This window comes from Paracoccaceae bacterium (genome assembly GCA_019454225.1).
Lineage (GTDB): Bacteria > Pseudomonadota > Alphaproteobacteria > Rhodobacterales > Rhodobacteraceae.
In genome coordinates this window covers 2,794,585-2,815,222 of sequence record CP075370.1, presented here as the reverse complement: position 1 = coordinate 2,815,222, position 20,638 = coordinate 2,794,585, and the positions used below count along the sequence as shown (strand labels likewise).

Genomic DNA, 20,638 nt, shown 5'->3' with positions numbered 1-20,638 from the left:
CGATGCGCGGCGGATGTGGCGATGGCGAGGCACCGGCCATGCGGGAACGCGCCCCGGGGCACGTGCCGGGGCGGATGCGCGGCTACAGCGCCAGTGCGCGCGCGAAGGCGCCGCGCCAGAGTGCGGACAGGTCCGCCATCGGGCGGCGCGCGCCGCCGATCACCACATCGGGCCCCCCGAAGGTACAGGCCCGCTCGGCCGCGATGCCCGCGGCGGCGGCGGCCGCAATCAGGGCCTCGGCATCGGTTTCGCTGGCCGCGACCAGATAGCGCGCCTGGTCCTCGCCAAAGAGACCGGGGACATCGGCCGTGTCAAAGACCACGCCAATCCCCGCGCCTTCGGCCATTTCGAAGGCGGCCAGTGCCAGCCCGCCGTCCGACAGGTCGGTGCAGGCGGTGATGCGCGCGCGCTGGGCCAGGATGAACGCACCATGGGCCCGTTCCGCCGCAAGATCGACGGGCGGGGCATCCCCCGCCTCGATCCCGCGTTCGGCCAGCAGGGCGGACTGTCCGAGATGCCCGCGCCCGACGCCGATCACCACGCCGACCATGCCCGCGACAGGCCGGCCGGCGATGCGGTCCGCCGCGCGGGCGATCAGGCCCACGCCGCCGATGGTGGGGGTCGGCAGGATCGGCTGACCGTCGGTTTCGTTGTAGAGCGACACGTTCCCCGACACGATGGGAAAGTCGAGCGCGCGGCAGGCCTCGCCGATGCCTTTGATGGCGCCGACGAACTGGCCCATGATCTCGGGCTTTTCCGGATTGCCGAAGTTCAGGTTGTCGGTGGCCGCCAGCGGACGGGCGCCCACCGCGATCAGGTTGCGGTAGGCCTCGGCGACCGCCTGGCGTCCGCCCTGCACAGGGTTGGCCCGGACATAGCGCGGCGTCACGTCCGAGGTGAAGGCCAGCGCCTTGTCGGTTCCGTGAACGCGCACGATCCCCGAACCCGCGCCCGGCGGCAGCAGCGTGTCCGCCATCACCTGGCTGTCATACTGTTCCCAGACCCATGCCTTGTGGGCATGGTTCGGCGAAACCAGCAGCGAAACCAGACCCTCCATCGGGTCGATGGCGGGCAGATGCGGCAGGGGCGGTGCCGGGGGCGTTTCGACCCAGGGCCGGTCATATTCGGGGGCCTGGCTGGACAACTGGCTGAGCGGCAGGTCAGCCTTGACCTCGTTGCCATGCAGGATCAGGAACCGGTCCTCCGGGATCGTCTCGCCCACGATGGCGAAGTCGAGATCCCACTTGACGAAGATCGCGCGCGCCGCGTCCTCCATCTCGGGGCGCAGCACCATCAGCATCCGCTCCTGCGATTCCGACAGCATCATTTCGTAGGCGGTCATGTTCGTTTCGCGCTGCGGCACCGCGTCGAGGTTCAGCCGGATGCCCAGCCCCCCCTTGTCGCCCATCTCGACCGCCGAACAGGTCAGGCCCGCCGCGCCCATGTCCTGGATCGAGATCACCGCGCCGGAGGCCATCAGTTCAAGACATGCCTCCAGCAGCCGCTTTTCGGTGAAGGGGTCGCCCACCTGCACCGTGGGGCGCTTTTCCTCGATCGTGTCGTCGAATTCGGCAGAGGCCATGGTGGCGCCACCGACGCCGTCGCGGCCGGTCTTGGCGCCCAGGTAGACCACGGGCATCCCCACGCCGCTGGCCGCCGAGTAGAAGATGCCGTCGGCATCGGCCAGACCCGCGGCAAAGGCGTTCACCAGGCAGTTGCCGTTGTAGCTGCGGTGGAACCGCACCTCGCCGCCCACCGTGGGCACGCCGAAGGCATTGCCATAGCCGCCAATGCCCTCGACCACGCCCTTGACGAGGTGGGCGGTCTTGGGGTGCGCGGGTTCGCCGAAGGACAGCGCGTTCATCGCGGCGATGGGTCGCGCACCCATGGTGAACACGTCGCGCAGGATGCCGCCCACGCCGGTCGCGGCACCCTGATGCGGTTCGATGTAGCTGGGGTGGTTGTGGCTTTCCATCTTGAAGACCACGGCCTGTCCGTCGCCGATGTCCACCACGCCCGCGTTCTCGCCCGGGCCGCAGATCACCTGCGGGCCGGAGGTGGGCAGGGTGCGCAGCCATTTCTTCGACGACTTGTACGAGCAATGCTCGTTCCACATCGCCGAGAAGATGCCAAGTTCGGTGAAGGTCGGCACGCGGCCGACGATCTGCAGAAGCCGGTCATACTCGTCCGGCTTCAGGCCATGCGCGGCGACGAGTTCGGCGGTGATCTCGGGTTCGGTCATGGCGGCATCCTGTCGTTTCCCGCGCCCTGTTAGCGCAGGTGGGGCAGGGCGGAAAGGCCCCGCGTCCCTTCGGAACATCGCGATTTGCTTTGCCTGCGCCGCCGCGCGGCGCCTAGACTTCCGGTTGCATGTCGCGAGGGCGGAGGGAAGACTTGCAACGCATCCCGGGCTGGGTGGCCCTCGTGGTTCTGGTGCTGTCGGCCGGCATGGCCATGGCCGAACAGCTGCGCCTGACGGGGCGGATGACCGATCCGCAGGGGCGGCCGATGGCGCAGGAACGGTTCCGTCTTGTCCTGGGCAGCGAGGGTGATGCCCGCGCCCCGGGCGCGGGCCGCCATCTGACGACGGACGCGCAGGGGCGCTTCCACCTGACGGCGGATGTCACCCTGCCCAGTCGACGCATACGGACCGGCCTGCTGTTCGGCCACGCCGATGCGCGGCTGCTGGAGATCGGGATGGAGTTCGATCTGATCGGGCATCCGGCGCTGTACTGGGTCGAGGTCGATTTCATGCGCGAGGGCGCGCGTCTTGGCATATCGACCTTCGTGGCGGGCAACGGCGGGCGGTTCGATGTACCGCTGACCTTTCACGACACCGGGCATTCCTGGAGCATTCCGGGCGATCCGCGCGGATTGCGGCTGACCGGAACGGGCGCCGATGTGCGGATCGAGCACTCGGACGAGGGCGACGGCGGGATCCTGCGACTGGACATCGCGGTCATCCGCCATCGCTTCGAGATGCGCTGAGCGCCGCGCCGGCAGCCGGGCCCCGGGATCAGCCTTCGCTGCGGGACTGGCGCTTGCGTTCGTGCGGGTCCAGAAGACGCTTGCGAATGCGCACGATGCGGGGCGTGACCTCGACCAGTTCGTCGTCGTCGATATAGGCGATGGCCTCTTCCAGGCTCATCCGCACCGGCGTGGTCAGGCGCACAGCCTCATCCGTGCCGCTGGCCCGCACGTTGGTCAGTTTCTTGCCCTTGAGCGGGTTCACCTCAAGATCGTTGTCGCGGCTGTGCTCGCCGATGATCATGCCTTCGTAGACCTGTTCCTGCGCGCCGATGAACAGCTTGCCGCGTTCTTCGAGGTTCCACAGGGCATAGGCCACGGACACGCCGTTCTCCATCGAGATCAGGACGCCCTGGCGCCGCCCCTGGATCGGGCCCTTGTGCGGCACCCAGCCATGGAAGATGCGGTTCAGCACGCCGGTGCCGCGTGTGTCGGTCAGGAACTGCCCGTGATAGCCGATCAGGCCGCGCGAGGGCACATGCGCCACGATCCGCGTCTTGCCCGCGCCGGCCGGTTTCATCTCGACCAGATCGCCCTTGCGTTCACCCGTCAGCTTGTCGATCACCGCGCCGGTATATTCGTCATCGACGTCGACAATCACCTCTTCGACGGGCTCCAGCTTCTGTCCGTCTTCCTCGCGCAGGATCACGCGGGGACGCGAGATCGACAGTTCGAACCCTTCGCGGCGCATGTTCTCGATCAGCACGCCCATCTGCAGTTCGCCCCGGCCCGAGACCTCGAACGCCTCGCCGCCGGGTGTGTCGGCAACCTTGATCGCGACGTTGGTTTCGGCCTCCCTGTGCAGCCGTTCGCGGATCACGCGCGACTGCACCTTGGTGCCGTCGCGCCCGGCAAGCGGGCTGTCGTTGATGCCGAAGGTCACGGTGATCGTCGGCGGGTCGATGGGCTGGGCGGGCAGCGCGTCTTCGACGTCGGGCGTGCAGAGCGTGTCGGCCACGGTTGCCTTGGTCATCCCGGCCAGCGTGACGATGTCGCCTGCCACAGCCTCGTCGATCGCGGTCTGGGTCAGGCCGCGGAAGGCCAGGACCTTGGTGACGCGAAACTGCTCGATCCGGTCGCCGGTGCGCGACAGGGCCTTGAGCGCCGTTCCCACCGCGACGCGGCCTGATTCCACACGGCCCGTCAGGATGCGGCCGATGTAGGGGTCGGCCGACAGGGTGGTCGCCAGCATCCGGAAGGGTTCATCGGCGCGCGCGACCTGCGCGGGCGGCGGCACATGGGCGAGAATCAGGTCAAACAGCGCCGAGAGATCCTTGCGCGGCCCGTCGAGATCGCGGTCGGCCCAGCCCGCGCGGCCCGATGCATAGAGATGCGGGAAATCCAGTTGGTCGTCATCGGCGCCGAGGTTGGCAAAAAGGTCGAACACCTCGTTCAGCGCGCGGTCCGGCTCGGCGTCCGGCTTGTCCACCTTGTTCAGCACCACGATCGGCCGCAGCCCCAGGGCAAGTGCCTTGGATGTCACGAACTTCGTCTGTGGCATGGGGCCTTCTGCGGCATCGACCAGCAGGCAAACGCCATCGACCATGGACAGGATGCGCTCCACCTCGCCGCCGAAGTCGGCGTGGCCGGGGGTGTCGACGATGTTGACGCGCGCGCCCTTCCATTCGACGCTCGTGCACTTGGCAAGGATCGTGATCCCGCGTTCGCGCTCGATGTCGTTCGAATCCATCGCCCGCTCGGCCACGGCCTGCCCGGACCTGAAGGCACCCGACTGCTTCAGAAGCTCGTCAACGAGCGTGGTCTTGCCATGATCGACATGCGCGATGATGGCGATGTTGCGAAGCTCCATCGGGTGTCTGTCCTGCGGGTTTCTGCGGTTGCGAGGCCGATACAGCGTTTGCCGCGCAATGGCCAGAGGTTCAGACAGGCAAAAGGCCCGGGCGTTTCGGCCCGGGCCCCGAAGCCATGCCGCCGGATCAGCCCGCCAGCGCCTTGTTCAGGTATTCGTCCACCTTTTCCAGGTAGCCCATGGTGGTCAGCCATTTCTGGTCGGGTCCGACCAGCAGGGCGAGGTCCTTGGTCATGTGGCCGTCCTCGACCGTCTGCACCGTCACCTTTTCCAGAGTGTCCGCAAAGCGGGCAAGCTGCGCGTTGTTGTCGAGCTTGGCGCGGTGCTTGAGGCCGCCGGTCCAGGCGTAGATCGAAGCGATCGAGTTCGTCGATGTCGCCTTGCCCTTCTGGTGCTCGCGGTAGTGGCGGGTCACGGTGCCGTGCGCCGCCTCGGCCTCGACGACCTTGCCGTCGGGCGTCATCAGGACCGAGGTCATCAGGCCCAGCGAGCCGAAGCCCTGCGCCACGGTGTCCGACTGCACGTCGCCGTCATAGTTCTTGCAGGCCCAGACATAGCCGCCCGACCATTTCAGCGCGGATGCCACCATGTCGTCGATCAGGCGGTGTTCATAGATGATGCCCTTCTTCTTGAAGGCCTCTTCGAACTCTTCCTCATAGACCTTCTGGAACAGTTCCTTGAAGCGGCCGTCGTACTGCTTCAGGATCGTGTTCTTGGTCGACAGGTAGACCGGCCAGCCGAGGTTCAGGCCATAGTTCATGCTGGCGCGGGCGAAGTCGATGATGCTGTCGTCAAGGTTGTACATCGCCATGTAGACGCCCGAGGACGGCGCGTCGTAGACATCGCGTTCGATCACCGTGCCGTCGTTGCCCACGAATTTCATCGACAGCTTGCCGGCCCCCGGGAACTTGAAGTCCGTCGCGCGATACTGGTCGCCGAAGGCGTGGCGGCCCACGACGACGGGCTGCGTCCAGCCGGGCACGAGGCGCGGCACGTTCTTGCAGATGATCGGCTGGCGGAAGATCACGCCGCCCAGGATGTTGCGGATCGTGCCGTTTGGCGACCGCCACATCTGTTTCAGGCCGAATTCCTCGACCCGCTGCTCGTCGGCGGTGATCGTGGCGCATTTCACGCCCACGCCGTACTGGCGGATGGCATGCGCGCTGTCGATGGTGATCTGGTCGTTGGTGGCGTCGCGGCTTTCGATCGACAGGTCGTAGTACTTCAGGTCGATGTCCAGATAGGGCAGGATCAGCTTTTTCTTGATGAAGTCCCAGATGATGCGGGTCATCTCGTCGCCGTCGAGTTCGACGACGGGGTTTTCTACCTTGATCTTGGTCATCCGGGTGCCCTTTCCGTGACGGATTCGCTGGCGCGTGTCCTAGCGGAAAAGGGCGCGGAAGGCTAGACGGTATGCGACGGCATACCGAAATGTCGCGCTTCGCCCGTCATGCTTCGAAAAACACCCGCGTCCGGTCGCGCACCCAGTGCCAAAGGGCCGGAGCGCCGCGTGCGACCTTGCTGCCGACGCGCGACTCGAGCTGTTCGGCGGTGACGCCATAGGTGATCCATGTGCCGCCGCCCGAGGCCAAGTTCTGCATCACGGGCTGGACGCGATCGAGGCTCTTGGCAAACACCGCATCCGGGGTTTCGGCGGCCTCGAACTCTTCCCAAAGTGCACGAAGATCAATGCGCAAGCTATCGGGAAGAAGCCCGAATATCCTGTCTGCCGCAGCGGCTTCGGCGGCCAGGGTCTCGGCCGATCCATGCGCCGCGCCATTCGCGGCATGGATCGGCACGTCGCCGGTGTCGATCTCGACCAGATCATGCAGGATCAGCATGCGGATCACTCGGTCGATGTTCACCCCGGGCCCGGCCTGATCGGCAAGAACCATGGCATAGAGCGCCAGATGCCAGGAATGTTCGCCCGAATTTTCCCGCCGCGACCCGTCGCACAGCGTGGTGGCGCGCAACACCGATTTCAGGCGGTCCGCCTCGGCCAGAAAGGCGAACTGCGCGGCAAGCCTATCGTCTGCCGCAAGCGTCAATGCCCGCCGCCGGTGTCGCGGGGCCCGGAGGGCGCGGCGCGACCTTCGCGCTTTGCGCTCAGCACCTGGTCGAGGAAGGCCCGTGCCCGGCGCTCGGCCAGCAGCACGCGGATCGCCTTGAGATAGATCTCCTGCGTCGTGGGAGATACGTCGATCAGGATGCGGCTGATCTTGTCATGCAGCCGCTCGTCGCCCGTCTCGTCCATCGCGGCGAGCACGTCGCGGGCGAGCTGGTCGCACAGGTCGTCGATCATCGCCATGTCAGCGCGATCCTTCCGTCAGGCGGCGGCGGACATAGTCGCTGACCGTCTGGATCATCGGCTTCATGTGCGCCTCTTCATCCTTGAAGAAGTGGTCCGCGCCCTCGATCTGGGTATGGGTGATCTTGATGCCCTTCTGCTCATGCAGCTTGTTCACCAGCACCGCCGTATCCTTCGGCGGCGCGACCTTGTCGGCGGTGCCGTTAATGATCAGCCCGGAGGAAGGGCAGGGGGCAAGGAAGCTGAAATCGTACATGTTCGCCGGGGGCGCGACCGAGATGAACCCCGTGATCTCGGGACGGCGCATCAGCAGTTGCATCCCGATCCAGGCGCCAAAGCTGAAACCGGCAACCCAGCAATGCTTGGCGTTCTGGTTCATCGACTGAAGATAGTCGAGCGCCGAGGCGGCATCCGACAGCTCGCCGATGCCCAGGTCGTATTCACCCTGGCTGCGCCCGACGCCGCGGAAGTTGAAACGCAGCACGGTGAAGCCCAGATTGTAGAAGGCATAGTGCAGGTTGTAGACGACCTTGTTGTTCATCGTGCCGCCGAACTGCGGATGCGGATGCAGGACGATGGCGATCGGCGCGTCGCGTTCCTTCTGGGGGTGGTAGCGTCCTTCGAGCCGCCCCTCGGGGCCAGCGAAAATTACCTCGGGCATCGGTTCGGCTGCGCCTCGCTTGTGCTGTGGCCGCGTATTGACTAATGCCAGCGGCAGACCTGATCGGATTGAGGGACGCCGGGCCGTGCCGCACCCTCTCGACACCGTGAGGTAAGGGGTGGCGTGGCCCTCGTCAATGGAGCCCGGGCGCGCGGGTGCGGAGGTGGCATGAAGCTTTCGACGAAGGGACGCTATGCGATGGTCGCGCTGGCCGATCTGGCACTGGCGGGTCAGGACGATCTGGTCAGCCTGGCGGCGGTTTCGAAACGGCAGGACATCAGCTTGCCCTATCTGGAGCAGCTGTTCGTCAAGCTGCGCCGCGCCGGGCTGGTGGAGGCGGTCCGGGGGCCGGGTGGCGGCTATCGCCTTGCCCGCAGCGCCGATGCGATCCGCGTCAGCGAGGTGATGGAGGCGGTGGAGGAAACGGTCGATGCCATGCATACCGGCGCCGGGGCATCGGGCGGGCTGTCGGGAACGCGGGCGCAGAGCATGACCAACCGCCTGTGGGAAGGGTTGAGCGCACAGGTCTATGTCTTCCTGCACCAGACCCGGCTTTCGGACGTGGTGCAGAACAAGATGACACCCTGTCCGGCCGTCCCCTCGCTGTTCCGGGTGGTGGACGAGGACTGAAGCCCCGCGCCGGTTCAGGCGATGTCCGGGCGCCGCGTGGTCGATCAACAGGAAAGGTGACGGGTGGCGCGCGCTTATCTGGACTGGAACGCAACCGCGCCGCTGCGCGCCGAGGCGCGCGCCGCGATGATTGCGGCGATGGATCTGGTGGGCAATCCGTCGTCGGTGCATCTGGAAGGGCGGGCAGCCAAGGCCCTGGTCGAAAGGGCACGGGCACAGGTGGCCGAGGCCCTGGGGGCGATGGCGGCGGATATCGTCTTCACCAGCGGGGCGACCGAGGCCGCAGCCCTGGCCTGTGCGGGGCGCGGGCTGGCGTGCGGGGCGATCGAGCACGATGCCGTGGCCGCATGGTGCGATACGGTCCTGCCGGTCGACAGCGCGGGAATGGTGCAGATCGAAGACCCCGACGGGACCCATGCCCCGTTGGCCTTGCAACTGGCCAATTCCGAAACCGGGATCGTACAGGACGTCAGGCCCTGGATCGCGGTATCGGATCTGACGCAGGGGTTCGGGAAGCTTCCCCTGTCGTTCGACTGGCTGGGCCTGCAGATGGGGCTTGTCAGCGCGCACAAGCTGGGCGGGCCGAAGGGGATCGGCGCGCTTGTGGTCCGGCGTGGCCTTGACGTGCTCGCGCAGTTGCGCGGCGGCGGACAGGAGATGGGGCGGCGCGCGGGAACCGAGAACCTCATCGGGATTGCGGGCTTCGGCGCGGCGGCGGCGGCGGCGGCGCGCGACCTGGCGGATGGGGTCTGGGAGCGGGTTTCTGGAATTAGAAATATTCTAGAACAGGCATTGTCGCCCGACGGGAAGGAGACTATTCTTGTCGGGAAAGACGTGGCAAGGCTGCCGAACACGACCTGCGTGATCGCGCCCGGATGGAAGGGCGAGACGCAGGTGATGGCCATGGATCTGGCCGGTTTCGCCATCTCGGCGGGGTCGGCCTGTTCCAGCGGAAAGGTCAGGGTGAGTCGCGTGTTGCGCGCGATGGGCTGGGGCGAGGGCGAGGCCGGATCGGCGATCCGGGTCTCGATCGGGCCCACGACGAGAGAGGACGAGGTGCTGCGCTTTGCCGAAGCCTGGCACAGGGCGCGCCGGAAGCGCCGCGGATAGGAGACGGGTCGATGGATGGAACGGGCGTGGCCGATGATGTGCGCGAAGGCGTGGATCGCGAGACGATCGAGACCGTGCAGGCCATGGCCGGCAAGTACAAGCACGGCTGGCAAACCGAGATCGAGACGGAATATGCCCCCAAAGGGCTGTCCGAGGACATCGTGCGCCTGATCAGCCAGAAGAACGGCGAACCCGAGTGGATGCTGGAATGGCGGCTGGCCGCCTATCGCCGCTGGGTGCAGATGGAGGAGCCGACCTGGGCAATGGTGAAGTACCCCGCCATCGACTACCAGGACCAGTACTACTACGCCAAGCCCAAGAGCATGGCGGAAAAGCCGAAGTCGCTGGACGAGGTGGATCCGAAGCTGCTCGCCACCTATGCCAAGCTGGGAATTCCGCTGAAGGAACAGATGGTTCTGGCCGGAGTTGAGGGTGAGGCCGCGCCCCGGCAGGTCGCGGTGGACGCCGTGTTCGACAGCGTGTCGGTCGGGACCACCTTCAAGGCGGAACTGGCAAGGGCCGGTGTCATCTTCTGTTCGATCAGCGAGGCGGTGCGCGAGCATCCGGACCTGGTGAAGAAGTATCTCGGCTCGGTCGTGCCGCAGTCGGACAACTTCTTCGCGACGCTGAATTCGGCGGTGTTTTCGGACGGCTCGTTTGTCTATGTGCCGCCGGGCGTGCGCTGCCCTATGGAGCTTTCGACCTACTTCCGCATCAACGCCGAGAACACCGGACAGTTCGAGCGCACGCTGATCATCGCCGACAAGGGCGCCTATGTCAGCTATCTGGAGGGCTGCACCGCGCCCAAGCGCGATACCAACCAGCTGCACGCGGCGGTGGTGGAACTGGTGCTGCTGGATGATGCCGAGATCAAGTACTCGACGGTGCAGAACTGGTACCCGGGCGACGAGAACGGGGTCGGCGGCATCTACAACTTTGTCACCAAGCGGGCCGATTGCCGGGGCGCGCGGTCCAAGGTGATGTGGACACAGGTGGAAACCGGGTCTGCGATCACCTGGAAGTACCCGTCCTGCATCCTGCGGGGCGACGACAGCCAGGGCGAGTTCTATTCCATCGCCATCGCCAACAATGCCCAGCAGGCCGATACCGGCACCAAGATGGTGCATCTGGGCAAGCGCACGAAAAGCCGGATTGTCAGCAAGGGCATCTCGGCCGGCAGGGCGCAGAACACCTATCGTGGCCTCGTGTCGATGCACCCTCGGGCCGCCGACAGCCGCAACTACACCCAGTGCGACAGCCTGCTGATCGGCGACAGGTGCGGCGCGCATACCGTGCCTTACATCGAGGTCAAGAACACCTCGTCGCGGGTGGAACACGAGGCGACGACATCGAAGGTCGATGACGACCAGCTGTTCTATTGCCGCTCGCGCGGCATGGACGAGGAAGAGGCGGTGGCGCTGGTCGTCAACGGGTTCTGCCGCGAGGTTCTGCAGGCGCTGCCGATGGAATTCGCGATGGAAGCGCAAGCCTTGGTCGCGATCAGCCTCGAAGGCTCGGTCGGCTGACGGGTTTTCTTCATTATCAAGGGGTTGGACCATGATCCTGACAACGACGCATTCGGTCGAGGGCTATTCGATCGCAGAATACAAGGGCATCGTGGTGGGCGAGGCCATTCTGGGCGCGAACCTGTTCCGCGACATCTTTGCCGGGATCACCGATATCATCGGCGGCCGGTCCGGTGCCTATGAGGGGGAACTGGCCAAGGCTCGCGAGACCGCGCTGGCCGAACTTGAGGAACGCGCCGCGGCCGTGGGCGCGAACGCGGTGGTGGGTATCGACCTCGACTACGAGGTGATCAACAACATGATGATGGTGACGGCCTCGGGCACCGCAGTGAAGATCGCCTGAACGGCCAAGGGAAAGAAACATGCTGGAAATCAAGAACCTGCACGTCGAGCTTGAACAAGAGGGCAAGGCCATCCTGAAGGGTGTCGACCTGAGGGTCGACGCCGGGACGGTCCATGCCGTCATGGGCCCGAACGGATCGGGCAAATCGACCCTGTCCTATGTCTTGGCCGGGCGCGATGGCTATGCCGTCACCGGGGGAACCGCGACGCTTGACGGCGAGGACCTGCTGGCGATGGAACCCGAGGAGCGCGCGGCGGCGGGACTGTTCCTGGCCTTCCAGTATCCGGTCGAGATCCCGGGCGTTGGCAACATGACCTTTCTGCGCACCGCAATGAATGCGCAGCGCAAGGCACGTGGCGAGGCCGAGCTTTCTGCGGGCGACTTCCTGAAACTGGTGCGCGCCAGGGCCGCCAGCCTGAAGATCGACGCCGACATGATGAAGCGGCCGGTCAATGTGGGCTTTTCGGGCGGTGAGAAGAAGCGCAATGAAATCCTGCAGATGGCCATGCTGGAACCGCGCATGTGCATTCTGGACGAAACCGACAGCGGCCTTGACGTCGATGCGATGAAGCTTGTCGCAGAGGGCGTCAACGCGCTGCGCGATGCGGGGCGGGCGTTTCTGGTGATCACGCATTACCAGCGGCTGCTGGATCATATCCGCCCCGATGTGGTGCATATCATGGCCGATGGGCGGATCGTGAAGTCGGGTGGCCCTGACCTCGCGCTGGAGGTCGAGACGAACGGATATGCGGGCATCCTGTCGGAGGTGGCGTGATGGCCCTGCCGCAGGCGAAGGCCGAGGCGCTTTCGGCGCGGATCGGCGGGCTGGATCTTGATCAGGCGGGTTGGGCCGCGCCGGCGCGTGCGGCTGCGTTGACACGGCTGACGGCCATGGGGCTGCCCGGACGGCGCGACGAATACTGGCGCTACACCGATCCCGCGACCCTGACGGCGCCACAGGCGCCGCAAGCCGCCACCTTCGACTATTCGGACGAGCCGATGGTGTTCTCGGGCATGACCCGGTTGAAACTGGTGTTCGTGGACGGGGTGTTCGACCCGACGCAGTCGCATGATCCGGTGCTGTCGGGTGTCGAGATCGAGCTGCTGTCGAAGGCGCGCAAGGCCGATATCCACTGGGCGCAGGGGCTTTACGGATCGCTGGAGGCGCGGGGACAGACGCCGGTTGCGCGGCCGCTGGCGGCGCTCAACACGGCCTTCGCGACCGAGGGCGTCCTGATCCGGGTGACCGGGCGCGCGGCGCTGCCCGTTTCGCTGATTTATCTTCATACATCAGAGTCTTCCGACGCGATCCTGCATCATTGCGTGAAGGTTGAGCCCGGCGCGCAGATGACGCTGCTGGAGAACGGGCCCGGGGCGGCGCGGTTCAATACCGTGCTGGAGGTCGAAGTGGCCGACCGGGGCAGCTTCCACCACATCCGCGCCCAGGGCCGCGACCATGAACGCCGCGCCGCCACCCATATCTTCGCCCGTGTCGGGGCCGAGGCGAGTTTTCGGTCGTTCACGCTGACCGCGAACGGGCGGCTGACACGGAACGAGGCGGTGATCGAACTTGCCGGAGCGGACTCGCTGGCTCATGTCGCCGGGGCGGCGGTGGGTGATGGCAGTTTCCTGCATGACGATACGGTCTTCGTGACCCATGCCGCCGAACGCTGCGAAAGCCGGCAGGTGTTCAAGAAGGTCCTCAAGAACGGTGCCATCGGTGTGTTCCAGGGCAAGATACTTGTGACGCAGGGTGCGCAGAAGACCGATGGCTACCAGATCAGCCAGTCGCTGCTGCTGGACGAGGACAGCCAGTTCCTGGCCAAGCCCGAACTGGAAATCTATGCCGACGACGTGAAGTGCAGCCACGGTTCGACCAGCGGCGCGATTGACGAGACGGCCATGTTCTACCTGCGGTCGCGCGGTGTCCCGCTGGCGCAGGCAAGGGCGTTGCTGGTGCTCGCGTTTCTTGCCGAGGCGATCGAGGAGATCGTGGACGAGGAGATCGCCGACGATATCCGGCTGCGGCTGGAAAACTGGCTGTCACGGCACGCAGGCGCCTGATGCCCGTTCTGTCCGACATACGCGCGGCCTGGACGGCGCCCGGCGTGTTCCTTGGCGCCAAGCTGGCCGAGGGTGCGCGCGAGGATCGGGCGCTGGCGATCCTGATGGGGGCGTGCGGGCTGTCGTTTGTCGCGCAATGGCCCGGCCTGTCGCGTGCGGCGCATCTTGATGCGTCGGTGCCGCTGGATGCGCGGATGGGCGGCGCGCTGATGGGGGCGTTGTTCCTGCTGCCGCTTCTTGCTTACGGACTTGCCGGGCTTAGCCATCTGGTCGCACGGGTGCTGGGCGGCGGCGGCACATGGTTCGGCGCGCGGCTGGCGCTGTTCTGGGCGTTCCTGGCGGTGCAGCCGCTTGTCCTGCTGATGGGTCTGGTCGTCGGGTTCCTGGGTTCCGGCACTGCCGCGACCGTGACCGGGCTTGCGGTCTTCGCAGCATTCATGAACCTGTGGTTGCGGATGCTGGTCCGCGCCGAGACCGGAGCCGCGCAATGGACGTGACGCTGTCATCGCTTCTGACCATGGCGCGTGACAGCGTGTCGGATCCGCGCGGGGGCGCGCGGCGGGTGATGGCTGTAGGCCTTCCGCTGCGCGATGCCTGGTCGGCGCTGATGCTGATGGCGGTCGCCTCGGCAGTCCTCACGCATCTGGGCTATCTGGCGTCACCGCCGATGGCGCAGGATTTCCTGGCCGAGGCCATGTCGAGCCCGATCCGCACGGCGATCCTGCAATGGGTCGTGATGGGGGTGGGGGCCTGGGCGATGTACTGGTTCGGCGCGGCACGCGGCGGGCATGGAACGCTGCCCCAGGCGGTCAGCCTGGCCGCGTGGCTGCAGTTCATCCTGCTGGTGCTGCAGGTCGTCCAGCTTGTCGCGCAGGTGATCCTGCCGCCGCTGGCGGGGATCATCGGCATCGCGGGTGTGGTGCTGTTCTTCTGGCTGCTGACAAATTTTGTCGCCGAGATGCACGGATTCCGGTCTCTTCCCCTGACCTTTCTGGGCGTGCTTGCGGCGATGGTCGTTCTCGTGATGATCATGGCGATTGCCTTCGGGCTGCTGTTCGGCGTGCCGGGGCAGGAGGTCTGAGCGATGCTTGACGTGGAGCGGGTGCGGCAGGACTTTCCGATCCTGTCGAGACAGGTGAACGGAAAGCCGCTGGTCTACCTGGACAATGGTGCCTCGGCCCAGAAGCCCCAGGTCGTGATCGACGCGGTGACGCATGCCTATTCGCATGAATATGCAAATGTTCACAGGGGGTTGCACTATCTTTCGACAGTCGCGACCGAGAAGTACGAGGCGGTGCGCGGCATTGTGCGGCGGTTCCTGAACGCGCCCTCCGAGGATGAGATCGTCTTTACCTCGGGCACGACGGAAGGGATCAACCTGGTCTCCTATGCCTGGGCATCCCCGCGCCTTGCCCCCGGCGACGAGATCGTCCTGTCGATCATGGAGCATCACGCCAACATCGTGCCCTGGCATTTCCTGCGTGAACGACAGGGTGTGGTGCTGAAATGGGTGGATTGTGCGGCGGATGGATCGCTCGATCCGCAGGCAGTGCTCGATGCGATCGGCCCGCGCACGCGGCTGGTGGCCGTCACCCACATGTCGAACGTGACAGGCACCGTGGTCGATGTTGCGGCAATCTGCGCCGGGGCGCGGGCGCGGGGGGTGTCGGTGCTGGTCGATGGGTCGCAGGCTGCGGTTCACATGCCGGTGGACCTGACGGCGATGGGCTGCGATTTCTACGCCATCACCGGACATAAGCTATATGGACCAAGCGGTTCCGGGGCGATCTTCATCCGCCGCGATCGGATGGACGAGATGCGGCCCTTCCTGGGTGGCGGCGACATGATCCGCGAGGTGACCCGCGAGACCGTCACATGGAATGACCCGCCGATGAAGTTCGAGGCGGGCACTCCGGGGATTGTCCAGCAGATCGGGATGGGCGTCGCGCTGGAATACCTCATGGCGATCGGCATGGAGGATGTCGCCGCGCATGAGAAGGTCTTGCGCGACTATGCGCGCGATCGGCTGGCGGGGCTCAACTGGCTTCAGGTGCAGGGGAATGCGCCCGGCAAGGGTGCGATCTTCAGCTTCACGCTGGACGGTCCGGCGCATGCCCATGACATTTCGACCGTGCTGGACCAGCGCGGAATCGCGGTGCGGGCAGGAACCCATTGCGCGATGCCGCTGATGGTGCATCTGGGTGTCACCGCGACATGCCGGGCCTCGTTCGGCCTATATAACACGACGTCCGAGGTGGACGCGCTTGTGTCCGCGCTGGAGCTTTGCCACGACCTGTTCGCCTGACGGCAGAACCGCCAAGGCGGTGCATCAGGCGAATTCTGCCAGCAGGGCGTCGACCTTCGCCTCAAGATCGGCAAGGCCGCTGATCTGGCCTGTTCCGGGTGCCGCAGAGGCCACCATCGTCGGCAAGGAATCCAGCGCAGACTTCAACATGCCCAGCACGGCGCCTGCCTTTTTCTCATCCTTTTCGAGCGTCGAACTGAACATTCCCGCCAGGGCCGCCACCTTCTTGCCGACCGGGCTGCCGGTGGCAACGGCATCGGCAATCGCATCGGCCAGACCCTCGAACTCCTCGCGAAGCGCAGCGCCCGCCGAACCGCCATCCTCGGGCATGCCGTCCGCCGGTGCGATTCCGTCCTCCTGCGCGACCAGCGGGTCCTCGGCGCCGTCCTCATCCTCATCGTCGCCGATGCGGCTGCCATCGGGGCCGATGAACACCGGCTTGAACTTCAGCCCCTCGTCGCGGAGCTTCTGCTTCAGCGCCTTGAGCAGGGTCGCCGGGAAATCGTCGGTCAGGAACTGAACCTGAAGTTCCTTTCCGACGACGTTGCACACGCCCATGCCGCCCTTGGAGCCGCCGCCGAGCTTCTTGGCCTCGCGCCACATCACCTCGGGCGCCTTGCGGGGGTCGGCCGCGACCGAGAGGCCGTCCTTGCCGATGACGAGCGCGACGTTCATCGCGCGCTTGCGCGCCTGCTGGATGATCGTTGCCATGTCCTGAGCATCGCCATCGGAGCCCTTGGCTGCCATGCTGCTTCTCCTGAAATCGGGTCTCGTGTCGAAATCTGTGGTCAAATCGCCGGGCATGCTGCCGACGGCGCGAGCCTAGCACAGGGCCACCGGGCCACCAACATGAAATTGCCGATGCCGGTGGAACCCGGTTGATCGGAATCGCCAAAAGGGTGATTGTCGGTTGCGGCGCATCGCGTTTGTTGGGCGATCCGTACCGTTTCATTCAGCGCGATTTTCCGCGCGTTCCCCGTCTGCTTGCACACAGAGACCATTTAGTGACCGGAGATACAGCCATGGCCGTGACCATCGAAAAGATTCAGGACGCCGAGAAGCAGATCAACACGCTGGTCCGCCAGGAAAAGGCGATGGAACGCGAGTTCATGGCCGATGGCACCATCGATCCATCTGAAAAGAAACAGCTTTCGGCAATCGCCGCGAAGATCACCAAGCTGAAGGGCGTGGTTGCCGCGCTGCGCAAGGAACTGGAGGAGAACCGCCGCGAATGGGAAGGGCGGAAGGCTGACTATGCCCGGCTTCAGGCGCAGTTGCAGGAGCTGCGTGACTGGGGGCATGCCGACACCGCGGCGGTCGCGGCGGAGGTCGACAGGATCGCGGAGTTTCCGCCGGCCCAGCGCTGGAAGGAGGCGACGGCGGCGTTGGGTCAGGCGATGGTCACCATGGGCCCGGTTCATGCCGACTACACGAAGCAGGCGTCCGCCAAGGCCGAGTATGAGCCGCTGCGGGCCGATCTGGACGCCCGCTTCGACGCCGCCGAGGCCGCCGAGCCGCGCGAGGAGAAGATCGCGGGCGCGCTGGAATCGGTGTCCGCGAACACGGGCGTGATCGACGGTGCGGTGGCGGAACTCGACTACATCGATGCGCTGTCGGCGGTGCGGCTGGGACTTGAGCAGCTGGAGGTGATCGAAGAGGCCATCCGCGTTCTGCAGGATCAGAAGGCGGGGTTCGACACGGAATGGGGCGCGCTGAAGCCCCGGCTGGATGAGGTCGGTGTCTGCGAGTTTCCCGACCTGCTGCCCATGCAGGAAGATCTGCTGGCACTGCGTGACGAGATCGAGGCGGCCGGTGCGCGGCATGACTACCCCGCCGCCTTTCCCATGATGGATGACGCATCGACCAAGCTTGACACCTACATGACCGATTATGCCGCAGCGGTGGATGCGCGGACGCATTACGAGGCGCGGGTCGGTGGCATCCTGGCGGAGGTTGCCGAGACACAGGCCTGCGAGTTCGACGAGCTGATCCCGCAGCAGGACGAGATCAAGTCGGTCGCCGATGCGATGGAAGCCGCCGCGGCCGAGGGTCGTCACGAGGTCGCGATGGTCGAGATGGACCGCCTTGTGCCGCTGATCGATGCGTGGCGGCTGGCACTGGAAACCGCGCGGCTGAAGGCACAGTTCGACGAGGAACGCGCCGCGCTGTCGCCGCGGGTCGACGCGGTCGCGGTCTGTGAATTCGGGCCGTTGCTGCCGTTGTCCGAGGAGATCCTGAACGGGCGCGCCGATGCCGATTCGTCGGCGGCGGGGGGCGACTATGCGGCGGCGCTGCGCAGCCTGGAGGGCGTGCGCGCGAACTTGGACCGGTTCGAGGGGCTGGTGGTCGACCACCGCGCGGCGCAGGCGGACTACGAGGCGCGGGTGGATGGGGTGCTGAACCGCTTCGACGCCATCGCGCGCAGCGACTATCCGCAACTGGAGGCGCCCCGCGAGATGGCGCAGGCGCTGCATGACGACATGCTGGCGGCCGCGCAGGCGCGCGATTTCATCACCGCCCGCGACAACCTGGACCGCCTGGAAGCCGAGATCGGGTTCGTCGAGGATACGCTGGCCGACCTGGACGCGCGCCGCGCCGAATACGAAACCCGGCTGCCCGCGCTGATCAGCCGTTTCGACAGCTCGATGGTGTCCGACTATGCGGAACTGGAGGACGAGCGCGCCGACCTGACCACCGCGCGATCCGAGATGGAGGCAGCCGCAGCAGCGCGCGACTTCATGGTCGCGCTCGACATGCTGGATGCACTTGAGCGGATGCTGAACGATCTCGACGCGCAGATCGACAACCTCGACAACATCCGGCGGCAGTACGAGGAGCTTTACGCCCAGATCAAGGACAAGCTGGCGACCGTTGAGGGCTGTTCACATGCCGAACTGAAGCCCAAGAAGGATCCGATCATCGCGCTGCGCGACGCGATGCTCGCGGCCGCGCAGGCCACCGATTTCGCGACGGCGCTCGAGAAGGCGAATGCGCTGGTGGCGCCGCTGAACGAGTTCATGGAACTTGAGGAACTGCTTGAGGAATATCTGCGCCGCCTGAAGGTTGTGGAGCCCCGGATCGAGACCGCCCGCGGGTTCCCCTACAAGTCGCTCGACGCCGACAAGAAGGAGATCGAGACCCTTCTGGGCGACATGAAGGGCAAGGCGGCCGCAGCCGACCTGAAGCCCGCGCTTGAGGTCATGGGCAAGCTGGAGGACCTGGTTGGCAAGGTCATCGCGCGGAACGAGGAACTGAAGAAGCAGGAAGCGGTCTACAAGAAACTGCACGGCGACATGCAGGGCAAGATCGACCTTGTCGGCAAGAACAAGATCGAGAAAGCGAAGGACGCGGCCAAGGCGGTGCTCGACGCCCACAAGGCGATGGAGAAGCTGGGCGAGGAGCATGAATTCGAGAAGGCGGTCGAGAAGGCCGACGAAGTGCGCGACCTGATCGAGAAATACCTCGAGATTGTCGCGGAGTCCGAGGATGCCCGGCTTGCCTTCGAGACGCTGCGTGACATGGCGGATGAAGGCTACGCGGCCGCCAAGGCGAAGGCGGATGAGTACGAGGATCTGGAAAAGCCCTTCAAGGACCTGGAAAAGCACAAGTCGGCGATGGACGACGCCGCCAAGTCCGAGGATTGGGAAACCGCCAAGAAGAAGGCCGAGGCGCTGCTTGAGGCGGTGAAGACCTTCGATGCCGAATGGCAGAAGCTGACCGAGCGCGAAGCCGCGCTCGCGGCCGCCGCGCAGACACAGATCGACCGGTTCAAGGCCCTGCCGTCCGAGGCGAAGGACAAGGCGCAGGACGAGTATGACGACGCCTCCCGCTATGTCGATCGGATCAAGGACGCCCTGAAGGACAAGGAACTCGACCGTGTCGAGGAGCAGACCGGAAAGCTGAAGGACGCGCTCGACGCGATTGATGGCGCGCTCAAGACCCAGGCCGAGCACAAGGCCGAGTACGAAGGGCGCCTGAAATCGTTGCAGCGCGATCTCGAGGCCGCGCGGGGATCGGACTTCGCGAAGATCCTGGACTCGGAACTGAAGGCTGTGACCGCCGCGTTCGACGACATGACCGCGATGGCCGATCGCGAGGACTATGAGGGCGCCGTGAAGAAGGCCGATGACGTGGAAGCCGTCATCGCCGCGTTCCAGAAGGCCGAGTCTGCCTTGCAGATGGACCGCATCCGGTTCGAGGAGCGGATGGAAGGGCTGGCCAAGCGCTATGCCGAGGCCGCCGCCGTGACCAATATTTTCCTGATTCCGCGCGTGACGATGCTGAAGGCGCGGCACGCACAGGCCCTGAAGGAGGCGGAGGCCGGGGACTATGCCGCGGCCCTGGAATCGGCAGCCTGGGTCCGGACGGAGGCCGAGGCCATTCTCGACCTGATCGAGGAGGTCGAGGACGCCAAGGCGAAGGAGGAGGGCGAGAAGTCGAAGGCGGAGAAGGCCTGGGATCTGCTCAAGGATACCGTCCTCGACGAGGTGATCGACCGCCTGCCGCCGCCCTTCGACCGGGCCGCCGAGAAGGCGAGGACGGCCATCGACGTGGCCGGGAATGCCTATGATACGCTCGGCAATCTGTACGACGCCGCGGGCAACCTGCTGAGCGGGGATTTCGACAAGGCCTATGACAAGGCAAAGGACGCAGCGGGGACCGGATGGGATGCCGCCAAGGGCGTCGCCAAGCTGTCGCCTGCCGGGCAGATATATGAAGAGGCGATGGACGGGATCGAGAAGGTCAAGGAGATCGCCGAGACGATCAGCGACCTGACGTCGGATTGATCCCGGTCACCGCCGGGGCTTCGGGCAGGCACAGGGGCGTTGCGGACCGCGCGCATCGGCGTGCGGT

The 20,638-nt window shown here is 65.7% G+C and carries 18 protein-coding genes; 11 read left to right on the top strand and 7 right to left on the bottom strand.

Annotation, left to right across the window (positions count from 1 at the left end):
- Nucleotides 1-82: 82 nt before the first annotated feature.
- Nucleotides 83-2,242 (bottom strand): phosphoribosylformylglycinamidine synthase subunit PurL, encoded by a 2,160-nt coding sequence (gene purL / locus KF887_13290; GenBank protein ID QYK40393.1) that lies wholly within the window; start codon nt 2,240-2,242, stop codon nt 83-85.
- Nucleotides 2,243-2,394: 152 nt separating this feature from the next.
- Between purL and KF887_13285 the strand changes: the two genes are divergently transcribed.
- Nucleotides 2,395-2,988, top strand: a complete 594-nt coding sequence (locus KF887_13285) for a hypothetical protein (protein ID QYK40392.1) — start codon at nt 2,395-2,397, stop codon at nt 2,986-2,988.
- 28 nt (nt 2,989-3,016) lie between these two features.
- Here KF887_13285 and typA read toward each other — a convergent pair whose 3' ends face one another.
- The 5 genes from typA to KF887_13260 form a co-directional block, all read right to left on the bottom strand.
- A complete protein-coding gene (typA, locus tag KF887_13280; GenBank protein QYK40391.1) occupies nt 3,017-4,837 on the bottom strand; it encodes a translational GTPase TypA in 1,821 nt (606 codons plus the stop codon).
- Nucleotides 4,838-4,964: 127 nt separating this feature from the next.
- Nucleotides 4,965-6,179: an NADP-dependent isocitrate dehydrogenase gene (locus KF887_13275; GenBank protein ID QYK40390.1), complete on the bottom strand. Its 1,215-nt coding sequence runs from the start codon at nt 6,177-6,179 to the stop codon at nt 4,965-4,967.
- 106 nt (nt 6,180-6,285) lie between these two features.
- Nucleotides 6,286-6,885, bottom strand: coding sequence for an HD domain-containing protein (locus KF887_13270; GenBank protein ID QYK40389.1), 600 nt, complete (start codon nt 6,883-6,885; stop codon nt 6,286-6,288).
- On the bottom strand, nt 6,882-7,145 hold the full coding sequence (locus KF887_13265; protein QYK40388.1) for a hypothetical protein: 264 nt from the start codon (nt 7,143-7,145) through the stop codon (nt 6,882-6,884). Before KF887_13265 ends, KF887_13270 begins: the two co-directional genes overlap by 4 nt.
- Before the next feature lies 1 nt (nt 7,146).
- Nucleotides 7,147-7,806, bottom strand: coding sequence for an alpha/beta hydrolase (locus tag KF887_13260; GenBank protein ID QYK40387.1), 660 nt, complete (start codon nt 7,804-7,806; stop codon nt 7,147-7,149).
- A gap of 168 nt (nt 7,807-7,974) precedes the next feature.
- Between KF887_13260 and KF887_13255 the strand changes: the two genes are divergently transcribed.
- The 9 genes from KF887_13255 to KF887_13215 all read left to right on the top strand — a co-directional run bounded on the left by KF887_13255 (nt 7,975) and on the right by KF887_13215 (nt 15,784).
- Nucleotides 7,975-8,436, top strand: a complete 462-nt coding sequence (locus tag KF887_13255; GenBank protein ID QYK40386.1) for an Rrf2 family transcriptional regulator — start codon at nt 7,975-7,977, stop codon at nt 8,434-8,436.
- A 63-nt stretch (nt 8,437-8,499) separates the two neighbouring features.
- Nucleotides 8,500-9,546, top strand: coding sequence for an aminotransferase class V-fold PLP-dependent enzyme (locus KF887_13250; protein ID QYK40385.1), 1,047 nt, complete (start codon nt 8,500-8,502; stop codon nt 9,544-9,546).
- An 11-nt stretch (nt 9,547-9,557) separates the two neighbouring features.
- On the top strand, nt 9,558-11,072 hold the full coding sequence (gene sufB / locus KF887_13245; protein ID QYK40384.1) for a Fe-S cluster assembly protein SufB: 1,515 nt from the start codon (nt 9,558-9,560) through the stop codon (nt 11,070-11,072).
- Between the two features lie 31 nt (nt 11,073-11,103).
- Complete coding sequence (locus KF887_13240) at nt 11,104-11,415, top strand: heavy metal-binding domain-containing protein (protein ID QYK40383.1); 312 nt, start codon at nt 11,104-11,106, stop codon at nt 11,413-11,415.
- Nucleotides 11,416-11,434: 19 nt separating this feature from the next.
- Nucleotides 11,435-12,190, top strand: coding sequence for a Fe-S cluster assembly ATPase SufC (sufC, locus tag KF887_13235; GenBank protein QYK40382.1), 756 nt, complete (start codon nt 11,435-11,437; stop codon nt 12,188-12,190).
- Entirely contained in the window at nt 12,190-13,479 is a 1,290-nt protein-coding gene (locus KF887_13230) for a SufD family Fe-S cluster assembly protein (GenBank protein QYK40381.1), read from the top strand. The genes sufC and KF887_13230 overlap by 1 nt, the downstream gene beginning before the upstream one ends.
- Nucleotides 13,479-13,976, top strand: a complete 498-nt coding sequence (locus tag KF887_13225; protein ID QYK40380.1) for a YIP1 family protein — start codon at nt 13,479-13,481, stop codon at nt 13,974-13,976. The genes KF887_13230 and KF887_13225 overlap by 1 nt, the downstream gene beginning before the upstream one ends.
- Complete coding sequence (locus KF887_13220; protein QYK40379.1) at nt 13,967-14,560, top strand: YIP1 family protein; 594 nt, start codon at nt 13,967-13,969, stop codon at nt 14,558-14,560. Before KF887_13225 ends, KF887_13220 begins: the two co-directional genes overlap by 10 nt.
- Nucleotides 14,561-14,563: 3 nt before the next feature.
- Complete coding sequence (locus tag KF887_13215) at nt 14,564-15,784, top strand: cysteine desulfurase (GenBank protein ID QYK40378.1); 1,221 nt, start codon at nt 14,564-14,566, stop codon at nt 15,782-15,784.
- Nucleotides 15,785-15,808: 24 nt separating this feature from the next.
- On the opposite strand, the gene KF887_13210 is transcribed toward KF887_13215, so the two are convergent.
- A complete protein-coding gene (locus KF887_13210; protein QYK40377.1) occupies nt 15,809-16,531 on the bottom strand; it encodes a hypothetical protein in 723 nt (240 codons plus the stop codon).
- A 275-nt stretch (nt 16,532-16,806) separates the two neighbouring features.
- Between KF887_13210 and KF887_13205 the strand changes: the two genes are divergently transcribed.
- On the top strand, nt 16,807-20,571 hold the full coding sequence (locus KF887_13205; protein QYK40376.1) for a hypothetical protein: 3,765 nt from the start codon (nt 16,807-16,809) through the stop codon (nt 20,569-20,571).
- The last annotated feature ends 67 nt before the right edge of the window (nt 20,572-20,638 follow it).

Coding starts and splice junctions, on each gene's coding strand:
- KF887_13220 (QYK40379.1), top strand. CDS start 13,967: ATGGACGTGACGCTGTCATCGCTTCTGACCATGGCGCGTGACAGCGTG.
- KF887_13230 (QYK40381.1), top strand. CDS start 12,190: ATGGCCCTGCCGCAGGCGAAGGCCGAGGCGCTTTCGGCGCGGATCGGC.
- KF887_13260 (QYK40387.1), bottom strand. CDS start 7,806: ATGCCCGAGGTAATTTTCGCTGGCCCCGAGGGGCGGCTCGAAGGACGC.
- purL (QYK40393.1), bottom strand. CDS start 2,242: ATGACCGAACCCGAGATCACCGCCGAACTCGTCGCCGCGCATGGCCTG.
- KF887_13275 (QYK40390.1), bottom strand. CDS start 6,179: ATGACCAAGATCAAGGTAGAAAACCCCGTCGTCGAACTCGACGGCGAC.
- KF887_13255 (QYK40386.1), top strand. CDS start 7,975: ATGAAGCTTTCGACGAAGGGACGCTATGCGATGGTCGCGCTGGCCGAT.
- KF887_13205 (QYK40376.1), top strand. CDS start 16,807: ATGGCCGTGACCATCGAAAAGATTCAGGACGCCGAGAAGCAGATCAAC.
- KF887_13225 (QYK40380.1), top strand. CDS start 13,479: ATGCCCGTTCTGTCCGACATACGCGCGGCCTGGACGGCGCCCGGCGTG.
- KF887_13215 (QYK40378.1), top strand. CDS start 14,564: ATGCTTGACGTGGAGCGGGTGCGGCAGGACTTTCCGATCCTGTCGAGA.
- sufC (QYK40382.1), top strand. CDS start 11,435: ATGCTGGAAATCAAGAACCTGCACGTCGAGCTTGAACAAGAGGGCAAG.
- typA (QYK40391.1), bottom strand. CDS start 4,837: ATGGAGCTTCGCAACATCGCCATCATCGCGCATGTCGATCATGGCAAG.
- KF887_13210 (QYK40377.1), bottom strand. CDS start 16,531: ATGGCAGCCAAGGGCTCCGATGGCGATGCTCAGGACATGGCAACGATC.
- KF887_13265 (QYK40388.1), bottom strand. CDS start 7,145: ATGGCGATGATCGACGACCTGTGCGACCAGCTCGCCCGCGACGTGCTC.
- sufB (QYK40384.1), top strand. CDS start 9,558: ATGGATGGAACGGGCGTGGCCGATGATGTGCGCGAAGGCGTGGATCGC.
- KF887_13240 (QYK40383.1), top strand. CDS start 11,104: ATGATCCTGACAACGACGCATTCGGTCGAGGGCTATTCGATCGCAGAA.